Raw genomic sequence first — 19,674 nt, 5'->3', positions numbered from 1 at the left:
ATCAGGCATTAACAGCAACTGAATTGGCTTTCCTGCTCCTGATCCAGAAAAGCAGGATGGCAAAGAGCACGATCAAGATCACGGGGAACATGATCATCTTCGATAAGGTAGCCTGACCTGCCGCCAGCTCGAGTGCATCACCCTGCAATCCGGTGGTGGAAGCCTGCTCTTTTGATTTGTCGATCCATCCGCCGATGATCGGTTGCCAGATGGCGCTCGAGAACATACCGAATGCGCCTACGATGGACATCCCGATAGCACCGCTCGACGGAACTTTCTCTGCAGTCAATCCGATCATGTTGGGCCAGAAATAGCACACGCCCATCGCAAACACAACCGCTGCTACGTAAGCCATAGGACCGGTCTGTGTACTCAACAGGAACACGCCCAGGGTTGTAAATATGGCTGCGCCCAGGAGCACGCCGGTCTGGTCGAACTTGTGTACAAACTCTCCGCCGAAGTACCGGCCGATCGCCATCAGTCCGAAGATAATGGCCAGGATCACCATCGGTTCAGCACCACTTTTTGCCAGGATCAACTGTGCCCATTGTGTAGGTCCGAATTCGGAGATCGCTGTAAGTGTCATACAGACACAGATAAAAAGGAACAACGGTGTGATCATCGCCGACAGGTTCGAGGAGAGCGAAGCAGCGTCTCCTTTCGGTTCGGGGAAAGATTGTCCGTAGAAAAGATATGCGTAGATCAAAGTAGGGATCATGATCACCCAGATCTGCGCTTCCCAGCCCAGCTCGAGTTTTGTCATGCCGAAGGAGATGAGGCTGCCGAGGAAGATACCTCCGGGGAACCACATGTGAAAACGGTTGAGCAGTGTGTTCATCAGTTTGCCGCTGTAAGCCGTGGCGATCATCGGGTTACAGGCAGCTTCCGTACAACCATTACCAATGCCAATGAACAGGGTGGAGATCAGCAGGCCTGTATATCCTCCGGAGTAGATCGTAAGAAGAATACCGATCATGTGCGCGAAGAAGGCCACGATCATGATCTTCTTGGGGCCGATGCTGCCATAGAAAATACCGCCCAGCACCATGGAGATGGGGAACCCCAGGAACCACATCTGGTTGATGAAGCCGAGCTGCGTCGCCGAAAGGTTGAAGGTAGTTCCAAGCTGCGCCAGAATACCAGCACGGATACTAAAAGAAAAAGCAGTTGTGATCAGGGCGAAACAACTGCCGTAAAAAAGCCTTTTACTGTTTGCGTCATTCATAGTGGTTCAGGTTTTGATTTGCTTATTGTCAAAGTGAATATGAGCCTAAATTTTTTCTCCTGCAAGCCTCTTCGGAGGCAGAATATGGAATTTAGAATTTAGCATTAGAATCGCGTAACCTCAACATGCTAACTCCTAATTCTACATTCTAAATTCTAGAGCTCGAACGAAAGCCCTTTCTCCGTCAGCTGATCATAGATCTTTTTATCGAAGCGGTAAAGGCTCGCCGCCCGGTGCGATACATCTTTCTGTTTCTCATGACAGGGAACCAACAAATTCATATTCAATAACTTCCGGCGGAAATTCGGTTTATCGAGCTGCATCTCCAGGATGGCCTCGTAAAGTTGCTGGATCTGGTGCAGGGTAAACTTCTTGGGCAGCAGGTTAAAACCAATGGGCTCGTGCCGAACCTTGTGCTTCAGCTGACGCAAGCCAAAATCGAGGATGCGGTTGTGATCATACGGAAGCTTCGGAACTTCATGCACGTTGAACCACTGCACATCCGAGGCCGTGAAGCCCGCGCTCAGCGCATAGTGATCGGTATTTACCAGCGCATAGTACGCAATGGTGATCACACGTTTTTCGGGATACCGGCTCACATCGCCAAACGCCCTGAGCTGCTCGAGATATATATTAGACACACCTGTAAGCGACTTCAACAACCGCCCCGCGGCTTCGTCCACATCTTCATTGTACTGGATCCATCCGCCGGGCAGGGCCCACTTGCCCTTACTGATGCCTTCACCATGTTTAATCAGCAAAATGTCGAGCCCGCTGCCGCGGAAACCGAAGATCAGGCAGTCAATGGAGACCGCGTCAATAACACTACTTGAAAAGAGATCAGACGGCATAGGTGTTTCTTTCTGCGATGGAAGATATAAAAAAAATAGAAAAAATATAGTCAAATTGACTATTTGTAGATAATATTGTTTGAAATTCACTCACCCATGAACCAATTCCTGCTGGGATTAGACATAGGCAGTTCTTCTATCAAAGCTTCTCTGGTCGATGCTGAAACCGGCCTCACCGCGGCTTCCGCACAATCGCCCGCCGAAGAAATGGCGATGATCGCTGTTGCGCCAGGCTGGGCCGAACAAGATCCGGAACTGTGGTGGAAGCACCTGCTGATCAGCGTCAAGACCTGTCTTCAGAAAGCCGGCACCACCGGCGACCGCATTGCTGCCATCGGTATCTCTTATCAAATGCACGGGCTTGTGCTGGTGGACAAGGACCACAAGCCGCTGAGGCCTTCCATTATCTGGTGCGACAGCCGCGCCGTGAGCATCGGCGACAAAGCTATGAAAGCGTTAGGAGAGGAGTACGCGCTGAGCCACTTTCTGAACTCACCGGGCAATTTCACAGCATCGAAGCTGCGCTGGGTAAAAGAGAACGAGCCTGCCGTATTCTCGAAGGTTCACAAGTTCATGCTGCCGGGTGACTACATTGCCATGCGTCTTACGGGTGAGATCGTGACCACGGATACAGGGTTGTCTGAAGGAGTGTTCTGGGATTATCCATCCAGATCGGTATCAGGTAAATTGCTGGAGCACTACGGCTTCGATCCCGCGCTTGTTCCTGTTATTAAACCCGTGTTCTCCGTTCAGGGAGAAGTGAAAAAAGACGCGGCGGTCGAGCTGGGTCTTAAAGCCGGCACCAGGGTGGCGTACCGTTCCGGCGATCAGCCCAACAATGCGTTCTCGCTTAATGTGCTCAACCCCGGAGAAACAGCAGCCACTGCAGGCACATCGGGAGTGATCTATAGCGTTACCGATCAAAATGCATTTGATGTAAAATCGCGGGTAAACACTTTTATTCACGTGAATAACAGCGCACAACGGCCTTCCAACGGTGTGTTACTTTGCGTGAATGGCACCGGCATTCTCAACAGCTGGCTTCGCAGAAACACCAAATCGCACAGCGATCCATACGATTATACCGAAATGAACAGGCTGGCGTCGAAGGTTCCCATCGGGGCCGAAGGGCTTACCGTGCTGCCTTTCGGGAATGGCGCTGAACGTATCCTGGAGAACAAATCGGTAGAAGCATCTTTCCATGGATTGAACTTCAACCGCCACAGCCAGGGCCACATCTTCAGGGCTGCGCAGGAGGGGATCGTGTTCGCGCTGAAATATGGTTTCGACATTCTGCAAGGCATGGGACTGAAGACCAATGTGATCAGGGCCGGCAACGCCAATATGTTTTTAAGTCCTTTGTTCCGCGAAGCGTTCGTGAATGCCATCGGCGCGAGGCTTGAGCTTTACGATACCGATGGTGCGAAGGGCGCAGCGCTGGGTGCAGGGGTGGGCGCAGGAATCTTCAAGGACTTTAAAGAAGCTTTCCGCGGCCTGCAGATCATCGAGTCTGAAGAGCCCGATACGAACAAGGCAGCGCAGTATCATCATGCCTACACGCAGTGGAAGACGCAGCTTCAGAAATATCTGTAAAGCCGCTAATGAAAGTTTGTAAAACTATAACAACTATAAGTGAACTGCTTCTAAGAAGCTGGCAAGTGCATTTCCACTTTGTCATTGCATGCTAAAAATGGTATTTTACAACATAAGTATTTGATTATGGATTTGAAAGCGGAAAAAGAGATACTAAAGAAAGAGCTCGATCAGGTTAATGACGCTCGCCTATTGGAAGCAATACGAAAAATCTTGGATTACGGCAGGTCAAAGTCAGGTCGCCCCTATAAGCCAATGACAGAAGATGAATATTTTGATCGTATTTCGGAATCGAGAAAAGCAATTGGTGAAGGTAAATTAATCGTGCAGGAAGAAGCCATAGAGTATTTCAGAAGAAAGAATGGCTGAAATTGTAATCACATGGACGCCTTTTGCTTTGCGATGCCTCGATGAAATACACTATTTCATTTCTGAAGAAGCTGGTTCACCCCATCCAGCAGATAGATTCGTCGAAAAGATATTTGCACGGACTAATCAACTCAAGTCCCATCCGGAATCCGGACAGCAGGATATTTTGCTCGCAGAAAGAGGCTTACACTGCCGCTATTTGGTGGAAGGCAATTATAAAATCATATACGAGTACATAGAAAGTAAAATGATCATTGTGATCATCGATGTATTTCACACACGTCAGAATCCTCAGAAAATCTTAAACCGATAAAACCACAACCATGAAACTCACATTAGGAGATAAGGAGTATTTCAAAGGCATAGGCCAGATCCGTTACGAAGGCAAAGAGTCAGACAACCCGTTGGCCTTCAAATTCTACGACGCCACCAAGAAGGTAGGGAAGAAGACCATGGAAGAACACTTCCGTTTTGCCATCGCTTACTGGCACACGTTCTGCGGCACAGGCGGTGACCCCTTCGGTCCTGGTACCAAAAGCTTTCCCTGGTTGCAAAGTGACGATGCCGTACAACGCGGTTATGATAAAATGGATGCTGCCTTCGAGTTCATCACCAAGATCGGCGCACCGTTCTATTGCTTCCACGACTACGACCTGATCGACGAAGGACCTACGCTGAAAGAATCAGAAGCACGCCTCGAAAAGATTGTGGAATACGCGAAGAAAAAACAAAAGGCTTCCGGCGTGAAGCTGCTGTGGGGAACAGCGAACCTCTTCTCGCACCCGCGCTACATGAACGGCGCGGCCACCAACCCTGACTTTGAAGTGGTGAGCTATGCCGGCGCGCAAGTGAAGAATGCGCTCGACGCTACCATCGCGCTGGGCGGAGCCAATTACGTTTTCTGGGGCGGTCGCGAAGGTTATATGTCGCTGCTCAACACCAACATGAAACGTGAGCAGGAGCACATGGCGCGGTTCCTGCACATGGCAAAAGATTATGCAAGAGCACAAGGTTTCAAAGGCACGTTCTTCATCGAGCCCAAGCCCATGGAGCCTTCCAAACATCAATATGATTTCGATTCTGCCACAGTGATCTCGTTCCTGCGCCAGTTCGATCTCATGGACGACTTCAAGCTGAACATCGAGGTAAACCACGCCACACTGGCCCACCACACCTTCCAGCACGAGCTGCAGGTTGCGGCCGACGCGGGCATGCTGGGAAGCATCGATGCCAACCGCGGCGACTACCAGAACGGATGGGATACAGACCAGTTCCCCAACAACCTGTATGAGCTCACCGAGTCCATGCTGGTGATCCTCGAGGCCGGCGGATTCAAAACCGGTGGCGTGAACTTCGATGCCAAGACCAGAAGGAACTCTACCGACCTGGAAGATATTTTTTACGCACACATCGGCGGCATGGATACCTTTGCCCGCGCCCTGCTCATAGCCCAGGCTGTGATCGACAATGGTGAGTACACCAAACTCCGGAAAGATCGTTATGCTTCTTTTGATTCTGGAAAAGGAAAACAGTTCGAGCAAGGCAAGCTCGGTCTTGAAGACTTACGCAACCTTGCACACAAGAACGGCGACCCCAAACAGATCAGCGGCAAACAGGAATACATTGAAAATCTGATCAGCAAGTTCATTTAAGAGTCCACAGTCGACAGTCCACGGTCCACGGACGTGCAGTGTGATCGTCACTATACAGCCTTTCAAGGAGAGACAAAGCAGTAACGTTGACTAACACACCACCTGGCTGTGGTCTGTGGACTGTCGACCGTGGACTCTTAAGAAACCCGGTCGTTGCCGCTCTATTCGCACGAATTTCAGGCCCGAGGTGCTAACGCATGAAATAAGCCCCATTCAACCCAAACCGCAATCGTTTTCAGTAATTTTATTTCGTAATTTTTCAATCTGAAACTTTTAAAACCTGAACCAAATCCTAATTTTAAACTTCATGAGCAGAAAACTACGCATGGGAATGATCGGTGGAAGCCTGGATGCTTTCATCGGTGCCGTTCATCGCAAAGCTGCAGCCCTTGACGGCGAGATCGAACTCGTCTGCGGCGCTTTCAGCAGTGATCCTAAAAAATCTAAAGCAACTGGCAAAGCGCTGTACCTGGACCCCAGCCGTGTCTATGGCAGCTATGCCGAAATGATCGAGAAGGAAAAGCAGCTTCCGGAAGATCAGCGCATGGACTTTGTGTCGATCGTAACACCCAACCACGTGCATTTCGATCCCGCGAAGATGGCCCTCGAGAACGGTTTCCATGTGATCATCGATAAGCCGATCGCTTTCAATGTAGCGGAGGCAAAAGCCCTGAAGAAAATTGTGGATAAGACCGGCCTGGTGCTGGCGCTGACGCATACCTATACCGGCTATCCGCTGGTGAAAGAAGCGCGCAACATGGTGAAGACCGGCAAGATCGGCAAAGTGAGAAAAGTATATGTGGAATATCCGCAGGGATGGCTTTCCACTTTTGTGGAAGGAACCGGCAACAAGCAGGCAAGCTGGCGCACAGACCCTTCGAAGTCAGGTGCAGGTGGCGCGATCGGCGACATCGGTACACACGCTGCCAACCTCGCTGAATATATCTCGGGCTCCGACATTGTGGAGATCAATGCACTGCTCAATACCGTGGTGAAAGGACGCCAGCTTGATGACGATAGCTCCATGCTGGTGAAGTTTGAGAACGGCGCCTCGGGCGTGCTCCTGGCAACACAGGTGGCCGCCGGTGACGAGAACAATCTCAACATCCGCGTTTACGGTGAGAAGGGAGGACTGGAATGGAGACAGGAAGAGCCGAACACACTGGTGGTGAAGTGGCTCGACAAGCCCAAGGAGATCATCCGTGCCGGTTGGGGTTATCTGTGTGACGCGGCCAAAAAGAACACCCGCACGCCTTCAGGTCACCCCGAAGGATACCTCGAAGCATTCGCCAACATCTACATGGCATTTGCCCGCGGTGTGCGCGATCATAAAGCCGGCAAAACCATCGACCCCGCCAAATACGACTTCCCCGATGCCCAGGACGGCGTGCGGGGAATGGCGTTTGTCGATGCTGTCATTAAGTCGGCTACGTCGAACAAGAAGTGGACTCCTTTGAAAGTTTAAAGTTTAAAGTTGAGCGTCTCACATCTCATGTCTCATATCTCAAATCTCATATCTAAATGACGATGAAAACAATCAAAGGTCCTGCGATATTTCTGGCCCAGTTCATGGGAGACCAGGCTCCGTTCGATAATTTAAAGACTATCTGTAAATGGGCCGCTTCATTGGGTTATGTGGGCGTGCAGATCCCTACCTGGGATGCGCGCTGCATCGACCTCGAAAAGGCCGCCGAAAGCAAAGACTACTGCGACGAGCTGAAAGGCATCGTAGAATCTGCAGGACTTCAGATCACAGAGCTGTCAACCCATTTACAGGGGCAGCTTGTGGCGGTGCATCCTGCCTATAATGAATTGTTCGATGGATTTGCTCCCAAATCAGTACGCGGCAATGCCAAGGAGAGAACAGCCTGGGCGGTGCAGCAGCTGAAGAACGCAGCGAAGGCGAGCAAGAACCTGGGCCTCAACGCCCACGCTACTTTCTCAGGCGCGCTGATGTGGCATACAGTATACCCATGGCCCCAACGTCCTGCCGGGTTGGTGGAAGACGGGTTCGCCGAGCTCGCCAAACGCTGGCTGCCGATCCTGAACGCGTTCGACAAAGCTGGTGTGGACGTGTGTTACGAGATCCACCCGGGTGAAGACCTGCACGATGGCATAACCTTCGAGCGTTTCTGGGAAGCTACCGGCAAACATACACGTTGCAATATCCTCTACGATCCCAGCCACTTTGTGCTGCAGCAGCTCGACTATCTTCAGTATATCGATTTCTATCACCAGTTCATCAAGATGTTCCATGTGAAGGATGCCGAGTTCAATCCCACAGGAAAGTCAGGGGTGTACGGTGGTTATCAGGGATGGGTTGACCGCCCCGGAAGATTCAGGTCTTTGGGTGATGGACAGGTTGATTTCCAATCCATCTTCTCCAAGCTGACGCAATACGGCTATGAAGGCTGGGCTGTGCTGGAGTGGGAGTGCTGCATCAAACATCCGGAGCAGGGCGCGGCAGAAGGCGCACCGTTCATTAAAGACCATATCATCAGGGTGACGGAAAAGGCGTTCGACGATTTCGCTGCTTCCGGTAAAGACCAAAAGTTCAACAAGAGAGTGTTAGGATTAATTTAATTATTAAAAAACGAAAATGAAAAAGCTATTTGTACTGATCCTGGTTATCGGTTTTGCGACCTGCACAATGACCTCCTGCGGTGGAAAGAAAGAAGAAACGAAGAAAGAAGATGACGGCTACAACGATTATGAAACTGCCGACTCAGGAACACCTTCATCCGATGACCTGATCAAACAAGGACAGGCTTTGGTTGACGCCAGCGACTGCAAGACCTGCCATCATCCTACCAACAAGATCGTAGGCCCTTCGCACACTGACGTTGCTAAAAAATACGAGTTCACCAAGGCCAACGTAGCGTTGCTCGCAGGCAAGATCATGAAAGGCGGTAGCGGCGTATGGGGCGAAATACCCATGACAGCGCACCCCGACCTGTCGCAGGCCGACGCCGAAAAAATGGCGATGTATGTGCTGTCACTCGACGGAGAGAAACCGAAAGACTGATCTCCGTACACCATTTAGAATATACCTAAACAATCTAGACCAATGAGATACCTGACAATTTCGCTGCTCGCCTGCAGCCTGCTTTTAACGTGTTGCATCGACACAACGGCGCAGAATACGCTGACAAAAAAGGAAGAGAAGGATGGATGGAAGCTGTTGTTCGACGGCAAGACCACCAAAGGCTGGAGAAATTTCAACAGCAATGACCTGGGTGCAGGCTGGAAAGTAGAAGACGGCACACTGTCGCTGGATAAAAGTGTAACGCAGCGGGAAGAGCGCGGCGATATCATCACGCACGAAGAATACGAGAACTATGAGCTGTCGCTGGAGTGGAAGATCGATTCTTGCGGCAACAGCGGCATCATCTTCAACGTGGTGGAAGATCCGAAATACCGCGCCACGTATTTCACCGGTCCTGAGATGCAGGTGCTCGACAACACCTGTCACCCGGATGCCAAGATCGAAAAACACCGCGCAGGTGACCTCTACGATCTCATCAAATGCAAAAAGGAAACTGTAAAACCCGCAGGCCAGTGGAACCAGGCCCGCATCGTTTCTAACAAAGCCAAATATGAGTTCTGGCTCAATGGCACCAAGGTGGTGGAGTTCACCATGCACACGCCCGAGTGGGATGCCATGGTAGCCGCCAGCAAGTTCAAGACCATGCCAGACTTCGGCAAAGCTACCAAAGGCCACATCGCGCTGCAAGATCACGGCGACAAAGTGTGGTACCGCAATATCAAGATCAAGGTGCTGAAATAATCACCCTAACTAACCCAAACCTATGAGAGCTTACGTTGCCATCGTTATATTGTTCTGCCTGCTTCTTTCCTGCAGCAAGGAGAAGAAAAAGATCCTGGTATTTTCCAAAACTGCCGGCTACCGGCACGAATCGATAGAAGATGGAAAGCTGGCCCTGATCGAGCTGGGAAAGAAGAACGACTTCGAAACAGACACTACCGAAGATGCCAGCCAGTTCACGGAAGAGAACCTGAAGAAATACCGCGCGGTTGTTTTCCTCAGCACCACGCAAAACGTGCTCGACCCGGTTCAGCAGGCAGCCTTCAAAAGGTTTATTGAAGCCGGCGGGGGATATGTAGGCATTCACGCTGCCGCGGATACCGAATACGAGTGGCCCTGGTACGGCAAGCTGGTGGGCGCGTACTTTAAAAGCCACCCCAAGATCCAGGAGGCCACGGTCCGGAAAGTGAAGCCTTTCGGTCCCAATACACTGCCCGACAACTGGACGAGAACAGACGAGTGGTACAACTACAAGAAGATCTCGCCCGATATCAACGTGATCTATAACCTCGACGAAAGCACCTACCAGGGTGGCGAGAACGGTGAGAACCATCCCATTGCCTGGTACCACGCTTTTGAAGGCGGACGTTCATTTTACACCGGCCTTGGCCACACAAAAGAAAGTTACAAAGACTCGCTTTTCCTCGACCACGTGCTGCAAGGTATCCAGTATGCCATGGGCGACGACAAGCCGAACTACAGCAAGGCCGTTTCCAAACTTGTTCCCGAGGAGAACCGCTTCAATAAAACTGTGCTCGACTTCAACCTCGATGAGCCTACAGAGATGACCATCCTGCCCGACGGCAAGATCGTATTCCTGCAGCGCAAAGGTGAAGTGAAGTTGTACACACCTGCCGATGGCAAAGTGAAGCTCGTCAATAAATTCAAGGTGGGAACGAAGTTCGAAGATGGTATGATCGGTCTCACCGCCGATCCGAAGTTCAGTGAGAACAACTTCCTTTACATCTTCTATTCTCATCCCGAAAGGTCTGCCAACGTGCTGTCGCGATTTGTATTCAAGAACGACAGCGTTGATAGGTCGTCAGAAAAAGAGATCCTGGAAGTAGCCACCCAACGCGAGACGTGCTGCCATACCGGTGGATCGCTGGCCTTCGGACCTGACAACAACCTTTACATTTCAACGGGCGATAACACCAGTCCTTTTGAATCGAATGGCTTCAGTCCTTCTGATGAAAGGCCGGGCCGCTCACCCTTCGACGCACAGAAATCATCCGCCAACACCAACGACCTGCGTGGCAAGATCCTGCGCATTCATGTTGAGCCCGATGGCAGCTACACCATCCCGGAAGGCAATCTCTTCCCGAAAGGTGAAGCCAAGACCAGGCCCGAGATCTACGTGATGGGATGCCGTAATCCATACAGGATCTCCATCGATCAGAAAACAGGGTTTCTGTACTGGGGTGAAGTGGGACCTGATGCCGGTGAAAACGACTCATTGCGTGGCCCCAGGGGATATGACGAGCTGAACCAGGCTAAAAAAGCGGGCTTCTTCGGCTGGCCGTACTTTGTAGGCAATAACTATCCTTATGCGAAATACGATTTTGCGGCGCAGAAGGTAGGGCCTCTCTGGGATCCTGAAAAGCCCATCAACGAATCGCCTAACAACACCGGCAAACGTGAGCTTCCCGCAGTGTCGCCGGCCTTTATCTGGTATCCGTACGCCAAGTCTGAGGATTTCCCGATGGTGAAACAGGGTGGCCGCAACGCCATGGCTGGACCGGTTTATTACAGCGAGAACTACAAAGGCAAAGAGGGGGCGTTCCCCGACTACTTCGATGGCAAGCTGATCATCTATGACTGGATGCGCAACTGGATGTTTGTGCTGACTCTCGACAAGGAAGGCGCCATCAAAGACATCGAGCCCTTTATGGAGGATGTGAAGTTCAACAACATCATCGATATGGCTTTCGGTCCCGATGGTAAGCTGTACATGATCGAGTATGGAACCAAATGGTTTGCCCAGAACCTGGATGCCCGGCTTGTGCGCATCGATTATAACGGAGGCAACAGGCCCCCCGTTGTAGCGCTCTCGGCTGACAAGTTCAATGGCGCATTACCGTTGACGGTAGCCTTCAAGTCTGCGGGAACGAAAGACCCCGACGGAGACGAGCTGAAGTATGAACTGCTTGTTGACGGTAAGACACAAACCTCTGCCGATGGGAATTTCTCCGTCACGTTCGATAAACCGGGTGTTTATAAGCCCGAGCTGAAAGTTACTGACAAGCATGGTGCAACTGCTTCGGCCCAGCTGCAGATCATTGCCGGCAACGAGCAGCCTGCGGTGAAGGCACAGTTCATCAGTGGCAATAAAACATTCTTCTTCCCGGGCGCTCCGGTGAAATATACCGTGGAAGCCGCCGACAAGGAAGATGGCAGTACCGGCGACGGAAAGATCACTGCCAGTGACGTGAAGGTCAGCTTCGATTACCTGAAGGGATATGATATGACCGGCATTGCGCAGGGTCATCAGAAGGCTCCTTCACCGGAGCTTCCTGGCAAAGGTCTCATTGACGGAAGCGATTGTAAATCGTGTCACCTCATTGACCAGCGCTCGGCAGGTCCCGCTTATAAGGAAATAGCCAAAAAATATGACAAGCAGGAGGGAGCGGTAGACCAGCTTGCCGCGAAGATCATCAAGGGAGGTGCCGGTGTATGGGGCACCACAGAGATGGCGGCACACCCGCAGATCAGCGTTGACGAGGCGCGTAAAATGGTACAGTACATCATGTCGCTGGGCCAGGAGAAGAGCGCCAAGTCGCTGCCGCTTGCCGGAACAGTAACACCCGGTAAAGAAACCGACGGCGCGTACCTGCTCACCGCTACGTATTACGACAAAGGTTCGAACAACCTGCCATCGATCCCTGCATCGGCCGCAGCCATTCTCCGCAGTCCTGCGCTGAAGCCCGAGGAGGCCAGTGCATTACACATTGCAAGGGTACTGCGATACCAGGGCACTACAGGCCTGGAGAACGTGAAGAACGGATCGTGGGCAGCGTACAAGGGCATTGACCTCACAGGTGTGAAGAGCGCTACCATTTCGGCGTTCATTATGGAAGACCAGACGGTGGGTGGAGAAGCCGAAGTAAGGCTCGACCAGCCTGACGGTAAGCTGCTGGGCAAAGTGAAGTTCAGCAAACCGGGAATGTCTTCCGTGGCTACAAAGCTTGACGGTTCAGAAGGCATGCACGACCTTTACATCGTATTCAGGAATGCGCAGGCCGGAGACAAGAACCTGTTCTTCTTCGGCAGCGCAAAGCTCGATAACAAATAGATCGGAAACGTGCCTAAACCACCAATTTTATGAAAAGAAGAGCGTTCATACAATCATCGGCGTCCGCGGCAGCAGGGCTCATGGCCATTCCCGCGTTGATGCAAACCCTCAGCGGATGTCAGTCACGCAAAGATTCAGTAGGCCTGCAGTTGTATACCCTGCGCGATACCATCACGAAAGATCCGAAGGGTGTACTTCAGAAAGTAGCCAGCTTCGGCTACAAAGAGCTCGAGACCTTTGCTTATGGCGATGGCAAGATCTACGGCATGCCTTTTTCCGAGTTCGGAGACTTTGTGAAAAGCCTGGGCATGAGGGTCACCAGCGGACACTACGGTCTTGACCTGGCCAAAGCCGACAACTGGGAGCAGGCGGTGACGGATGCCAAATCTATCGGGCAGGAGTACCTCGTTGTGCCCTACATCCAGGACACGGAGCGAAAATCAATTGACGACTACAAACGCATCTGCGAAAGTCTGAACAAGGCAGGTGAGGTGTGTAACAAGCACGGCCTGCGCTTCGGTTACCATAATCACGCTTTTGAGTTCGAAAAGTTCGATAACCAGATCCCGTACGATGTGATGCTGGCCGAGCTCGATCCCAAGCTGGTGGGCATGGAGATGGACATCTTCTGGGTGGTGAACGCAGGTTATGATCCTATCCAGTATTTCGAAAAACATCCGGGACGTTTCGAGCAGTGGCACGTAAAGGATATGGACAAGACCGACCGCATGCGCAATGCCGACGTCGGAACCGGTACCATCGACTGGAAAGGTATTTTTGCCAAGGCGGATAAATCGGGTATGAAACACTTCTACGTTGAGCAGGAGACGTATCCCGGCGAACCGATCAACAGCACGGATGCCAGCATTAAATATTTGAAGACCATTCTTTAAGAATACTCAACGCTTTTGTTTTTGTTTACAGGATGTATGATGTCGGGTGGAGATCATCCGGCATCATTATCTTTTTAGGGCCATCCATTGATCATCGGCAATTGATTTCTAATTTGCACTGGTTAAAAATACGCACAACATCCAATCTTCCTGATGAAAATTGTAAACATCATCCTCGCTGTCATGTTCCTGGCCTTCGCGTTTGTTCAGATCAACGATCCTGATCCGGTGCTGTGGATCGCTATCTATGGCTCCATGGCCGTGATCTGCATCATGGCGGCATTCCGCTACTTCTTCAGGATCGTGATGCTCGTTTTACTGGCCGCTTTCGTCGTGTATGCCGTTATTCTGTTACCCGGTATGCGCGAGTGGATGGCCCAGCCTGACCGTTCCGTGCTCTTCGATGATATCGCCAAGATGCAGCACCTCTACATAGAGGAAGCGCGCGAGTTCCTGGGGCTGATGATCTGCATCGCGGTGCTGCTGATGCAGCTGATCCGGGTGTGGACTCTTAAAAAGGCGGTTTAAACTGTTCCCGCAAACGATTTTCGAAGGCAGCTTTAAAGCTGTCTTTTCTTTTTTTAACTTAAGGACGTATGAGATATTTTTTACTTTACCTTGTTGCCGCTTTTTTAATCCTATGTTGCACCGCCCCCAAAGAACAGATCCCACCCCTTGAAACCATGCAGCAATCGTCAGGAAAGATCACCATTTACCAGATGATGACCCGGCTCTTCGGCAACAAAGTGACGGTAAACAAACCCTATGGAACGCTGGAAGAAAACGGCGTCGGTAAATTCAACGACATAGACCAAACCGCACTGAAGGCCATCAAGGACATGGGCATCACTCACGTCTGGTATACCGGTGTGATAGAGCATGCCGTGCTGACGGATTATACGGCCTTTGGCATTCCGCTGGACGATGCCGACGTTGTGAAGGGAAGGGCAGGCTCACCCTATGCCATCAAGGATTATTACGATGTTGACCCCGATCTGGCCGTGAGTGTTCCGGACCGCATGCGTGAGTTTGAACGCCTCCTAGACCGCACTCACCAGCAAGGATTAAAAGCCATCATCGACTTTGTGCCCAACCACGTGGCCCGGGCGTATCACTCTGACGTGAAACCCGCCGGTGTCAAAGACCTGGGTGAGGACGACGATAAAACCGTGGCGTTCAAGGCCAGCAACAACTTTTACTATCTGCCCGGAGAATCGTTCCAGGTGCCCAAAGGTTACAACGCCCTGGCTTATTACGGCTTCCCCACCAAAGACCGGAAGTTCGAAGAGACTCCCGCCAAGGTTACGGGCAACGATCAGTTCACCGCCAGCCCGGGCATCAACGAGGGGTTCGAGACCGTGAAGCTGAACTATGGCGTAGACATTCAGAACGGGCGCAAGACCCATTTTGACCCCGTGCCTGATACCTGGAATAAGATGCGCGACATCCTCCTGTTCTGGGCAGGCAAAAAAGTAGACGGCTTCCGCTGCGACATGGCCGAGATGGTGCCCGTAGAGTTCTGGAACTGGGTGATCCCGCAGGTAAAGGCTGTGAACGGCGAGATCATCTTCATTGCTGAGATCTACAATCCCGATCAGTACACCAACTACATTCAGACCGGCAGGTTCGACTACCTCTACGATAAGGTTCTGTTATACGACACCCTGCGCCTGCTGCTGAACGGTCAACGCCAGACGCAGGACATCCATGCCGTGCAGAAGAGACTTGAGCAGGTAAACCACCACATGCTGCATTTCCTGGAGAACCACGACGAGCAGCGCATCGCCTCGAAGGCATTTGCCGGCGATCCCTGGAAAGCGGCACCGGCCATGGTGATCAGCGCCACCATAGACCGAGGACCTGTGATGATCTATTTCGGCCAGGAAGTGGGAGAGCCCGGCAAAGGCTCGGAAGGTTTTCAGGGCGATGATGGCCGCACCACCATCTTCGATTACTGGGGCGTGCCCGAACACCAGAAGTGGGTGAACGGAGGCAGGTTCGATGGCGCGTTGCTGAGCCTCGAGCAGCGGCAGCTTAGGCAGTTCTATACCGACGTGCTCACACTGGCATCCACAAATCCGGCGCTGACCCAGGGCGACTACCATGACCTCACCGCATACAACATCAGCACCGGGAACTTCGATGACAAAGTACACGCTTTTGTAAGGCACCACGACACGGAAAGGCTACTGGTTATTACAAGCTTCAACGATAAGGAAAGGACAACCAAGGTCCAGATCCCCACAGACGTTGCCGAGGCCATCGGGCTCGACGTGAGCCAGGTGTACATTGCCCGCGACCTGCTGTGGCGCGAAGCAGAAGTTGGATTCGATAAGAGCCTGACCTTCGACGTACGACTCAAGCCCTACAGCAGCTTTATATTCAAGATCAAGTAGAACAACAAACGCCATGAGAAGACCAATCCTTTCACTGTTGTTTGCCGCAGCGCTGGTGCTGAACGCCTGTGGGCCGGGAGAGGGTGTGCAAGGCGTTGAATGGCCTTATGGAGTCAAGTACGAAGTGTTTGTGATGTCGTTCGCCGACGGTGATGGCGATGGCAAAGGTGACTTCAAGGGCCTTACGGCGAAGCTCGACTACTTCAGCGACCTCGGCGTGAACGGTCTCTGGCTCATGCCCGTGATGCCGTCTGACACCTATCACAAATACCATGTGATCGATTACAAGAACATCGATCCCGACTACGGCACGCTGGAAGATTTCAGGAAGTTTGTTGACGAAGCACACAAGCGCCACATTCGTGTGATCACCGATTTCGTGATCAACCATACCGGCAACAAACATCCCTGGTTCCTGGAAGCAAAGAAGGGTAAAGATAATCCCTACCGCAATTATTATGTATGGGCCAAAAAGGACTCCATACGAGGTCAGCTCTTTAAAAAAACGAAAACGTTCGATTCCGACAACATCCGCAAGTGGCACCCCGTGAACGGCGACACATTGAGCGAGCAGTACTATGGATATTTCAACGGCCTTTGTCCTGACCTGAACCTTGACAACCCGAAGGTGAAAGAAGAGATCATCGACATTGCCCGGTTCTGGCTCAACGATGTGAAGGTTGACGGTTTCAGGATGGATGCTGCGCGGCACATCTTCCCCGACGAACGTGCCGAAGACAACCACGCGTTCTGGGTGTGGTTCAAAAAAGAGATGGAGAAGATCAAACCCGATGTTTACCTTGTGGGTGAAGTGTGGTCGAACGCAAAAGAAGTGGCGCCATACCTGAAAGGGCTTCCATCGCTCTTTAATTTCGACCTCGGTTACACCATCACCAGTGTAGCCGCCACGGGAAGGGACACCATCGACCTGGTAAGAAAGTACAAGGAGATCCGCGACTTCTACCGGTCCGTTACCACCGATTACCTCGATGCAACGTTTGTTAAAAATCACGACCAGACGCGCATCCTCACGGAGCTCAAGGGTGACGTGAATAAAGCGAAGATGACCGCGGCCATGCTCTTCACGCTGCCAGGCACACCCTACGTGTATTACGGAGAGGAGATCGGCATGCTCGGCGACAAGCTCAGCACGTACCAGGATCAGTTTGGTCCTGATGCTTTTGTACGCGAACCATTTGTGTGGGATACCGGCAAGGGCGACAGCATGCAAACCGCCTGGGAACTATCGCGCTACAGCACAGACCAAACTGTGGTGCCCCTGAGCCGGCAAAAGGATGACGCCGCTTCACTCTACAACTTTTACAGGAAGCTTATCCGGTACAGAAATAGTAGCGCAGCACTTACTTACGGCGATATCGACTATTCGGGACGCGGCCCCGGTGAAGTGGTAAGCTTCATCCGCAAGCACCAAAACAGTGAATTGCTGGTGCTCCACAATGTCTCAGATGTGGAGGTCACCGTACGCCTGAATGACGACATCAGCCGGTTCAACGAAATAGACTTCGATACCGCGGGAGGTGGCATTGCCATAGAAGAAGGCGAGCTGAGACTTCCGGCCTACAGCACCGCGATATTGAAGCATGACTAACATAACAGAACAGTATTAATGAGCAAGATAAAAGGACAATCCAGGGTAGTTATCGAAAATGTACAACCACAGGTCGACGGCGGCCTTTATCCTGCCAAGCGTACAGTGGGGGAGTTGGTGACCGTAACAGCCGATATTTTTGGCGACGGGCATGACCACATCAGGGCACACCTGCTGTATAAAAAAGAAGGCGAAAAGAACTGGCAGCGAACACCGATGCAGGCCGGTTACAATGACGACTGGTATGCTTCGTTCGAAGTAAAGGAGAAGGTGGGTTACATTTTTACGGTCCATGCCTGGATAGACCATTTCGAAACCTGGTATGATGGTTTCAAAAAGAAAGCTGCTGCGAAAGTGGATGTGCACATCGAGCTGATGGAGGGTGCCATCATCCTGCGAAAGCTGGCGGCCAAAGATCCGGCCCTGAACCCGGCCGCGGCAACCCTGGAGAACAAGGGGCAATACGCCGATGCGGTGGAGTTTGTTTTAAGCAAGGAATTCCATGACATCGTTCACCACCATCCGCTGATCGAGTTTGAAACGCAGTACGAGAAGGAGCTGAAGGTAGCGGTAGAGCACCGGAAGGCGAACTTCAGCGCATGGTATGAGCTGTTTCCACGATCCGCATCGCTGGAAGGAAAACACGGCACCTTCAAAGACGTGGTGAAGCTGCTGCCGCGTGTTGCCTCCATGGGCTTCGATATTTTGTACCTGCCACCCATTCATCCCATCGGCAAGATCAACCGCAAGGGAAAGAACAACAACGTGCGCTCCGTGGCCGGCGAACCTGGGTCACCCTGGGCCATCGGCAGTGACGAAGGTGGGCACAAGGCCATCCATCCCGAGCTGGGCACGCTGGACGATTATAAAAAACTGATCGCCGAAGCGAAGAAGCTGGACATCGACATTGCCATGGATGTGGCTTTTCAGTGCGCGCCAGATCATCCGTATGTGAAGGAGCACCCCGACTGGTTCAAACAAAGACCCGATGGCAGCATCCAGTATGCGGAGAATCCGCCGAAGAAATACCAGGACATCTATCCGTTCAACTTCGAATCGGAAGACTGGCAGAACCTGTGGGAGGAACTCAAGTCTGTGTTCCTGTTCTGGATCGAGCAGGGTGTAAAGGTATTCCGGGTCGACAACCCGCACACCAAACCGATCCGGTTCTGGCAATGGGTGATCGCCGAGATCAACAAACAACACCAGGATATCATCTTCCTGTCTGAAGCTTTTACACGTCCGAAGGTGATGGCCTCGCTGGCCAAAGTGGGCTTCACACAATCATACACGTACTTCACGTGGCGTGTGAGCAAGCAGGAGATCGTCGAGTATATGAACGAGCTGGTGTTCAGCCAGTCGCGCAATTATTTCAGGCCCAACTTCTGGCCCAACACACCAGACATTCTTCCGTTTCACCTGCAGCACCAGGGGGAGAACATCTTTATACTGAGGCTGGCGCTGGCGGCAACACTTTCTTCGAACTATGGCGTCTACGGACCGGCTTATGAGTTCTGCGAGAACATTCCCGTACAGGGCAAGGAAGAATATCACGATTCTGAAAAATACGAAGTCAAAAAATACGACTGGAAACACACCAATCGCTTAACGGATATCATCAGCATCCTGAACAGGGCCAGAAAGGCACACGCGGCCCTGCAGTCGACCTGGAATATCCAGTTCTGTCATGTGGAGAATCCTAACCTGCTGGCGTATCTCAAGGCTACAGACGATCTCTCCAGTATCATACTCACCGTGGTGAACCTCGATCCGTACAACCGCCAGTGGGGGTATGTGCAGCTGCCGAAAGAACGGCTTAAGCTGGGAGACAGGATCAACGTGAAGCTTCACGACCTGATGACAGACGAACATTATACGTGGACACAGGAATGGAATTATACCGAGATAGACCCCTATAAAATGCCCTTCCATTTGTTTAAATTAGAAATCCACGAATCCAACATGTAA

At 51.7% G+C, this 19,674-nt stretch carries 16 protein-coding genes; 14 read left to right on the top strand and 2 right to left on the bottom strand.

Annotation, left to right across the window (positions count from 1 at the left end; translation table 11 throughout):
• Position 1 precedes the first annotated feature (1 nt).
• On the bottom strand, positions 2 to 1,225 hold the full coding sequence (locus tag KK083_RS08190; RefSeq protein ID WP_254162344.1) for an MFS transporter: 1,224 nt from the start codon (positions 1,223 to 1,225) through the stop codon (positions 2 to 4).
• 155 nt (positions 1,226 to 1,380) lie between these two features.
• The gene (locus KK083_RS08185) at positions 1,381 to 2,076 is read right to left on the bottom strand and encodes an NUDIX hydrolase (RefSeq protein ID WP_254162342.1); all 696 of its coding nucleotides are present in this window, start codon (positions 2,074 to 2,076) and stop codon (positions 1,381 to 1,383) included.
• A gap of 96 nt (positions 2,077 to 2,172) precedes the next feature.
• On the opposite strand from KK083_RS08185, the gene KK083_RS08180 reads away from it, so the two are divergent.
• The 14 genes from KK083_RS08180 (at position 2,173) to KK083_RS08120 (ending at position 19,674) form a co-directional block, all read left to right on the top strand.
• A complete protein-coding gene (locus KK083_RS08180; protein WP_254162340.1) occupies positions 2,173 to 3,669 on the top strand; it encodes a xylulokinase in 1,497 nt (498 codons plus the stop codon).
• A 126-nt stretch (positions 3,670 to 3,795) separates the two neighbouring features.
• The gene (locus KK083_RS08175) at positions 3,796 to 4,038 is read left to right on the top strand and encodes a hypothetical protein (protein ID WP_254162338.1); all 243 of its coding nucleotides are present in this window, start codon (positions 3,796 to 3,798) and stop codon (positions 4,036 to 4,038) included.
• The gene (locus KK083_RS32750; RefSeq protein WP_369074966.1) at positions 4,031 to 4,351 is read left to right on the top strand and encodes a type II toxin-antitoxin system RelE/ParE family toxin; all 321 of its coding nucleotides are present in this window, start codon (positions 4,031 to 4,033) and stop codon (positions 4,349 to 4,351) included. Before KK083_RS08175 ends, KK083_RS32750 begins: the two co-directional genes overlap by 8 nt.
• Positions 4,352 to 4,361: 10 nt before the next feature.
• Positions 4,362 to 5,690: a xylose isomerase gene (gene xylA / locus KK083_RS08170; protein WP_254162336.1), complete on the top strand. Its 1,329-nt coding sequence runs from the start codon at positions 4,362 to 4,364 to the stop codon at positions 5,688 to 5,690.
• 307 nt (positions 5,691 to 5,997) lie between these two features.
• A complete protein-coding gene (locus KK083_RS08165) occupies positions 5,998 to 7,155 on the top strand; it encodes a Gfo/Idh/MocA family protein (protein ID WP_254162334.1) in 1,158 nt (385 codons plus the stop codon).
• Positions 7,156 to 7,217: 62 nt separating this feature from the next.
• Positions 7,218 to 8,273, top strand: coding sequence for a sugar phosphate isomerase/epimerase family protein (locus KK083_RS08160; RefSeq protein WP_254162332.1), 1,056 nt, complete (start codon positions 7,218 to 7,220; stop codon positions 8,271 to 8,273).
• A 16-nt stretch (positions 8,274 to 8,289) separates the two neighbouring features.
• Positions 8,290 to 8,715 (top strand): c-type cytochrome, encoded by a 426-nt coding sequence (locus tag KK083_RS08155; RefSeq protein WP_254162330.1) that lies wholly within the window; start codon positions 8,290 to 8,292, stop codon positions 8,713 to 8,715.
• Positions 8,716 to 8,757: 42 nt separating this feature from the next.
• Positions 8,758 to 9,477: a 3-keto-disaccharide hydrolase gene (locus tag KK083_RS08150; RefSeq protein WP_254162327.1), complete on the top strand. Its 720-nt coding sequence runs from the start codon at positions 8,758 to 8,760 to the stop codon at positions 9,475 to 9,477.
• 22 nt (positions 9,478 to 9,499) lie between these two features.
• Positions 9,500 to 12,808 carry a ThuA domain-containing protein gene (locus KK083_RS08145; RefSeq protein WP_254162325.1) on the top strand — a complete coding sequence of 1,103 codons (3,309 nt, stop codon included), beginning with the start codon at positions 9,500 to 9,502 and terminating at the stop codon, positions 12,806 to 12,808.
• A gap of 29 nt (positions 12,809 to 12,837) precedes the next feature.
• Positions 12,838 to 13,701, top strand: coding sequence for a sugar phosphate isomerase/epimerase family protein (locus KK083_RS08140; protein WP_254162323.1), 864 nt, complete (start codon positions 12,838 to 12,840; stop codon positions 13,699 to 13,701).
• Positions 13,702 to 13,854: 153 nt separating this feature from the next.
• Complete coding sequence (locus tag KK083_RS08135; protein ID WP_254162321.1) at positions 13,855 to 14,229, top strand: transmembrane 220 family protein; 375 nt, start codon at positions 13,855 to 13,857, stop codon at positions 14,227 to 14,229.
• Positions 14,230 to 14,297: 68 nt separating this feature from the next.
• Positions 14,298 to 16,097 carry an alpha-amylase family protein gene (locus KK083_RS08130; protein WP_254162319.1) on the top strand — a complete coding sequence of 600 codons (1,800 nt, stop codon included), beginning with the start codon at positions 14,298 to 14,300 and terminating at the stop codon, positions 16,095 to 16,097.
• A 13-nt stretch (positions 16,098 to 16,110) separates the two neighbouring features.
• Positions 16,111 to 17,706, top strand: a complete 1,596-nt coding sequence (locus KK083_RS08125; protein WP_254162317.1) for an alpha-amylase family glycosyl hydrolase — start codon at positions 16,111 to 16,113, stop codon at positions 17,704 to 17,706.
• A gap of 18 nt (positions 17,707 to 17,724) precedes the next feature.
• The gene (locus KK083_RS08120) at positions 17,725 to 19,674 is read left to right on the top strand and encodes an alpha-1,4-glucan--maltose-1-phosphate maltosyltransferase (RefSeq protein WP_254162315.1); all 1,950 of its coding nucleotides are present in this window, start codon (positions 17,725 to 17,727) and stop codon (positions 19,672 to 19,674) included.

This window comes from Chryseosolibacter histidinae (genome assembly GCF_018598225.1).
GTDB classification, from domain to species: Bacteria; Bacteroidota; Bacteroidia; order Cytophagales; family Cyclobacteriaceae; genus Chryseosolibacter; species Chryseosolibacter histidini.
This window is presented reverse-complemented; position numbering and strand designations above follow the sequence as displayed.

What these genes read in the sequence shown, in the direction of transcription:
- KK083_RS08190 (WP_254162344.1), bottom strand. Translation starts at nt 1,225, where the DNA reads ATGAATGACGCAAACAGTAAAAGGCTTTTTTACGGCAGTTGTTTCGCC.
- KK083_RS08185 (WP_254162342.1), bottom strand. Translation starts at nt 2,076, where the DNA reads ATGCCGTCTGATCTCTTTTCAAGTAGTGTTATTGACGCGGTCTCCATT.
- KK083_RS08180 (WP_254162340.1), top strand. Translation starts at nt 2,173, where the DNA reads ATGAACCAATTCCTGCTGGGATTAGACATAGGCAGTTCTTCTATCAAA.
- KK083_RS08175 (WP_254162338.1), top strand. Translation starts at nt 3,796, where the DNA reads ATGGATTTGAAAGCGGAAAAAGAGATACTAAAGAAAGAGCTCGATCAG.
- KK083_RS32750 (WP_369074966.1), top strand. Translation starts at nt 4,031, where the DNA reads ATGGCTGAAATTGTAATCACATGGACGCCTTTTGCTTTGCGATGCCTC.
- xylA (WP_254162336.1), top strand. Translation starts at nt 4,362, where the DNA reads ATGAAACTCACATTAGGAGATAAGGAGTATTTCAAAGGCATAGGCCAG.
- KK083_RS08165 (WP_254162334.1), top strand. Translation starts at nt 5,998, where the DNA reads ATGAGCAGAAAACTACGCATGGGAATGATCGGTGGAAGCCTGGATGCT.
- KK083_RS08160 (WP_254162332.1), top strand. Translation starts at nt 7,218, where the DNA reads ATGAAAACAATCAAAGGTCCTGCGATATTTCTGGCCCAGTTCATGGGA.
- KK083_RS08155 (WP_254162330.1), top strand. Translation starts at nt 8,290, where the DNA reads ATGAAAAAGCTATTTGTACTGATCCTGGTTATCGGTTTTGCGACCTGC.
- KK083_RS08150 (WP_254162327.1), top strand. Translation starts at nt 8,758, where the DNA reads ATGAGATACCTGACAATTTCGCTGCTCGCCTGCAGCCTGCTTTTAACG.
- KK083_RS08145 (WP_254162325.1), top strand. Translation starts at nt 9,500, where the DNA reads ATGAGAGCTTACGTTGCCATCGTTATATTGTTCTGCCTGCTTCTTTCC.
- KK083_RS08140 (WP_254162323.1), top strand. Translation starts at nt 12,838, where the DNA reads ATGAAAAGAAGAGCGTTCATACAATCATCGGCGTCCGCGGCAGCAGGG.
- KK083_RS08135 (WP_254162321.1), top strand. Translation starts at nt 13,855, where the DNA reads ATGAAAATTGTAAACATCATCCTCGCTGTCATGTTCCTGGCCTTCGCG.
- KK083_RS08130 (WP_254162319.1), top strand. Translation starts at nt 14,298, where the DNA reads ATGAGATATTTTTTACTTTACCTTGTTGCCGCTTTTTTAATCCTATGT.
- KK083_RS08125 (WP_254162317.1), top strand. Translation starts at nt 16,111, where the DNA reads ATGAGAAGACCAATCCTTTCACTGTTGTTTGCCGCAGCGCTGGTGCTG.
- KK083_RS08120 (WP_254162315.1), top strand. Translation starts at nt 17,725, where the DNA reads ATGAGCAAGATAAAAGGACAATCCAGGGTAGTTATCGAAAATGTACAA.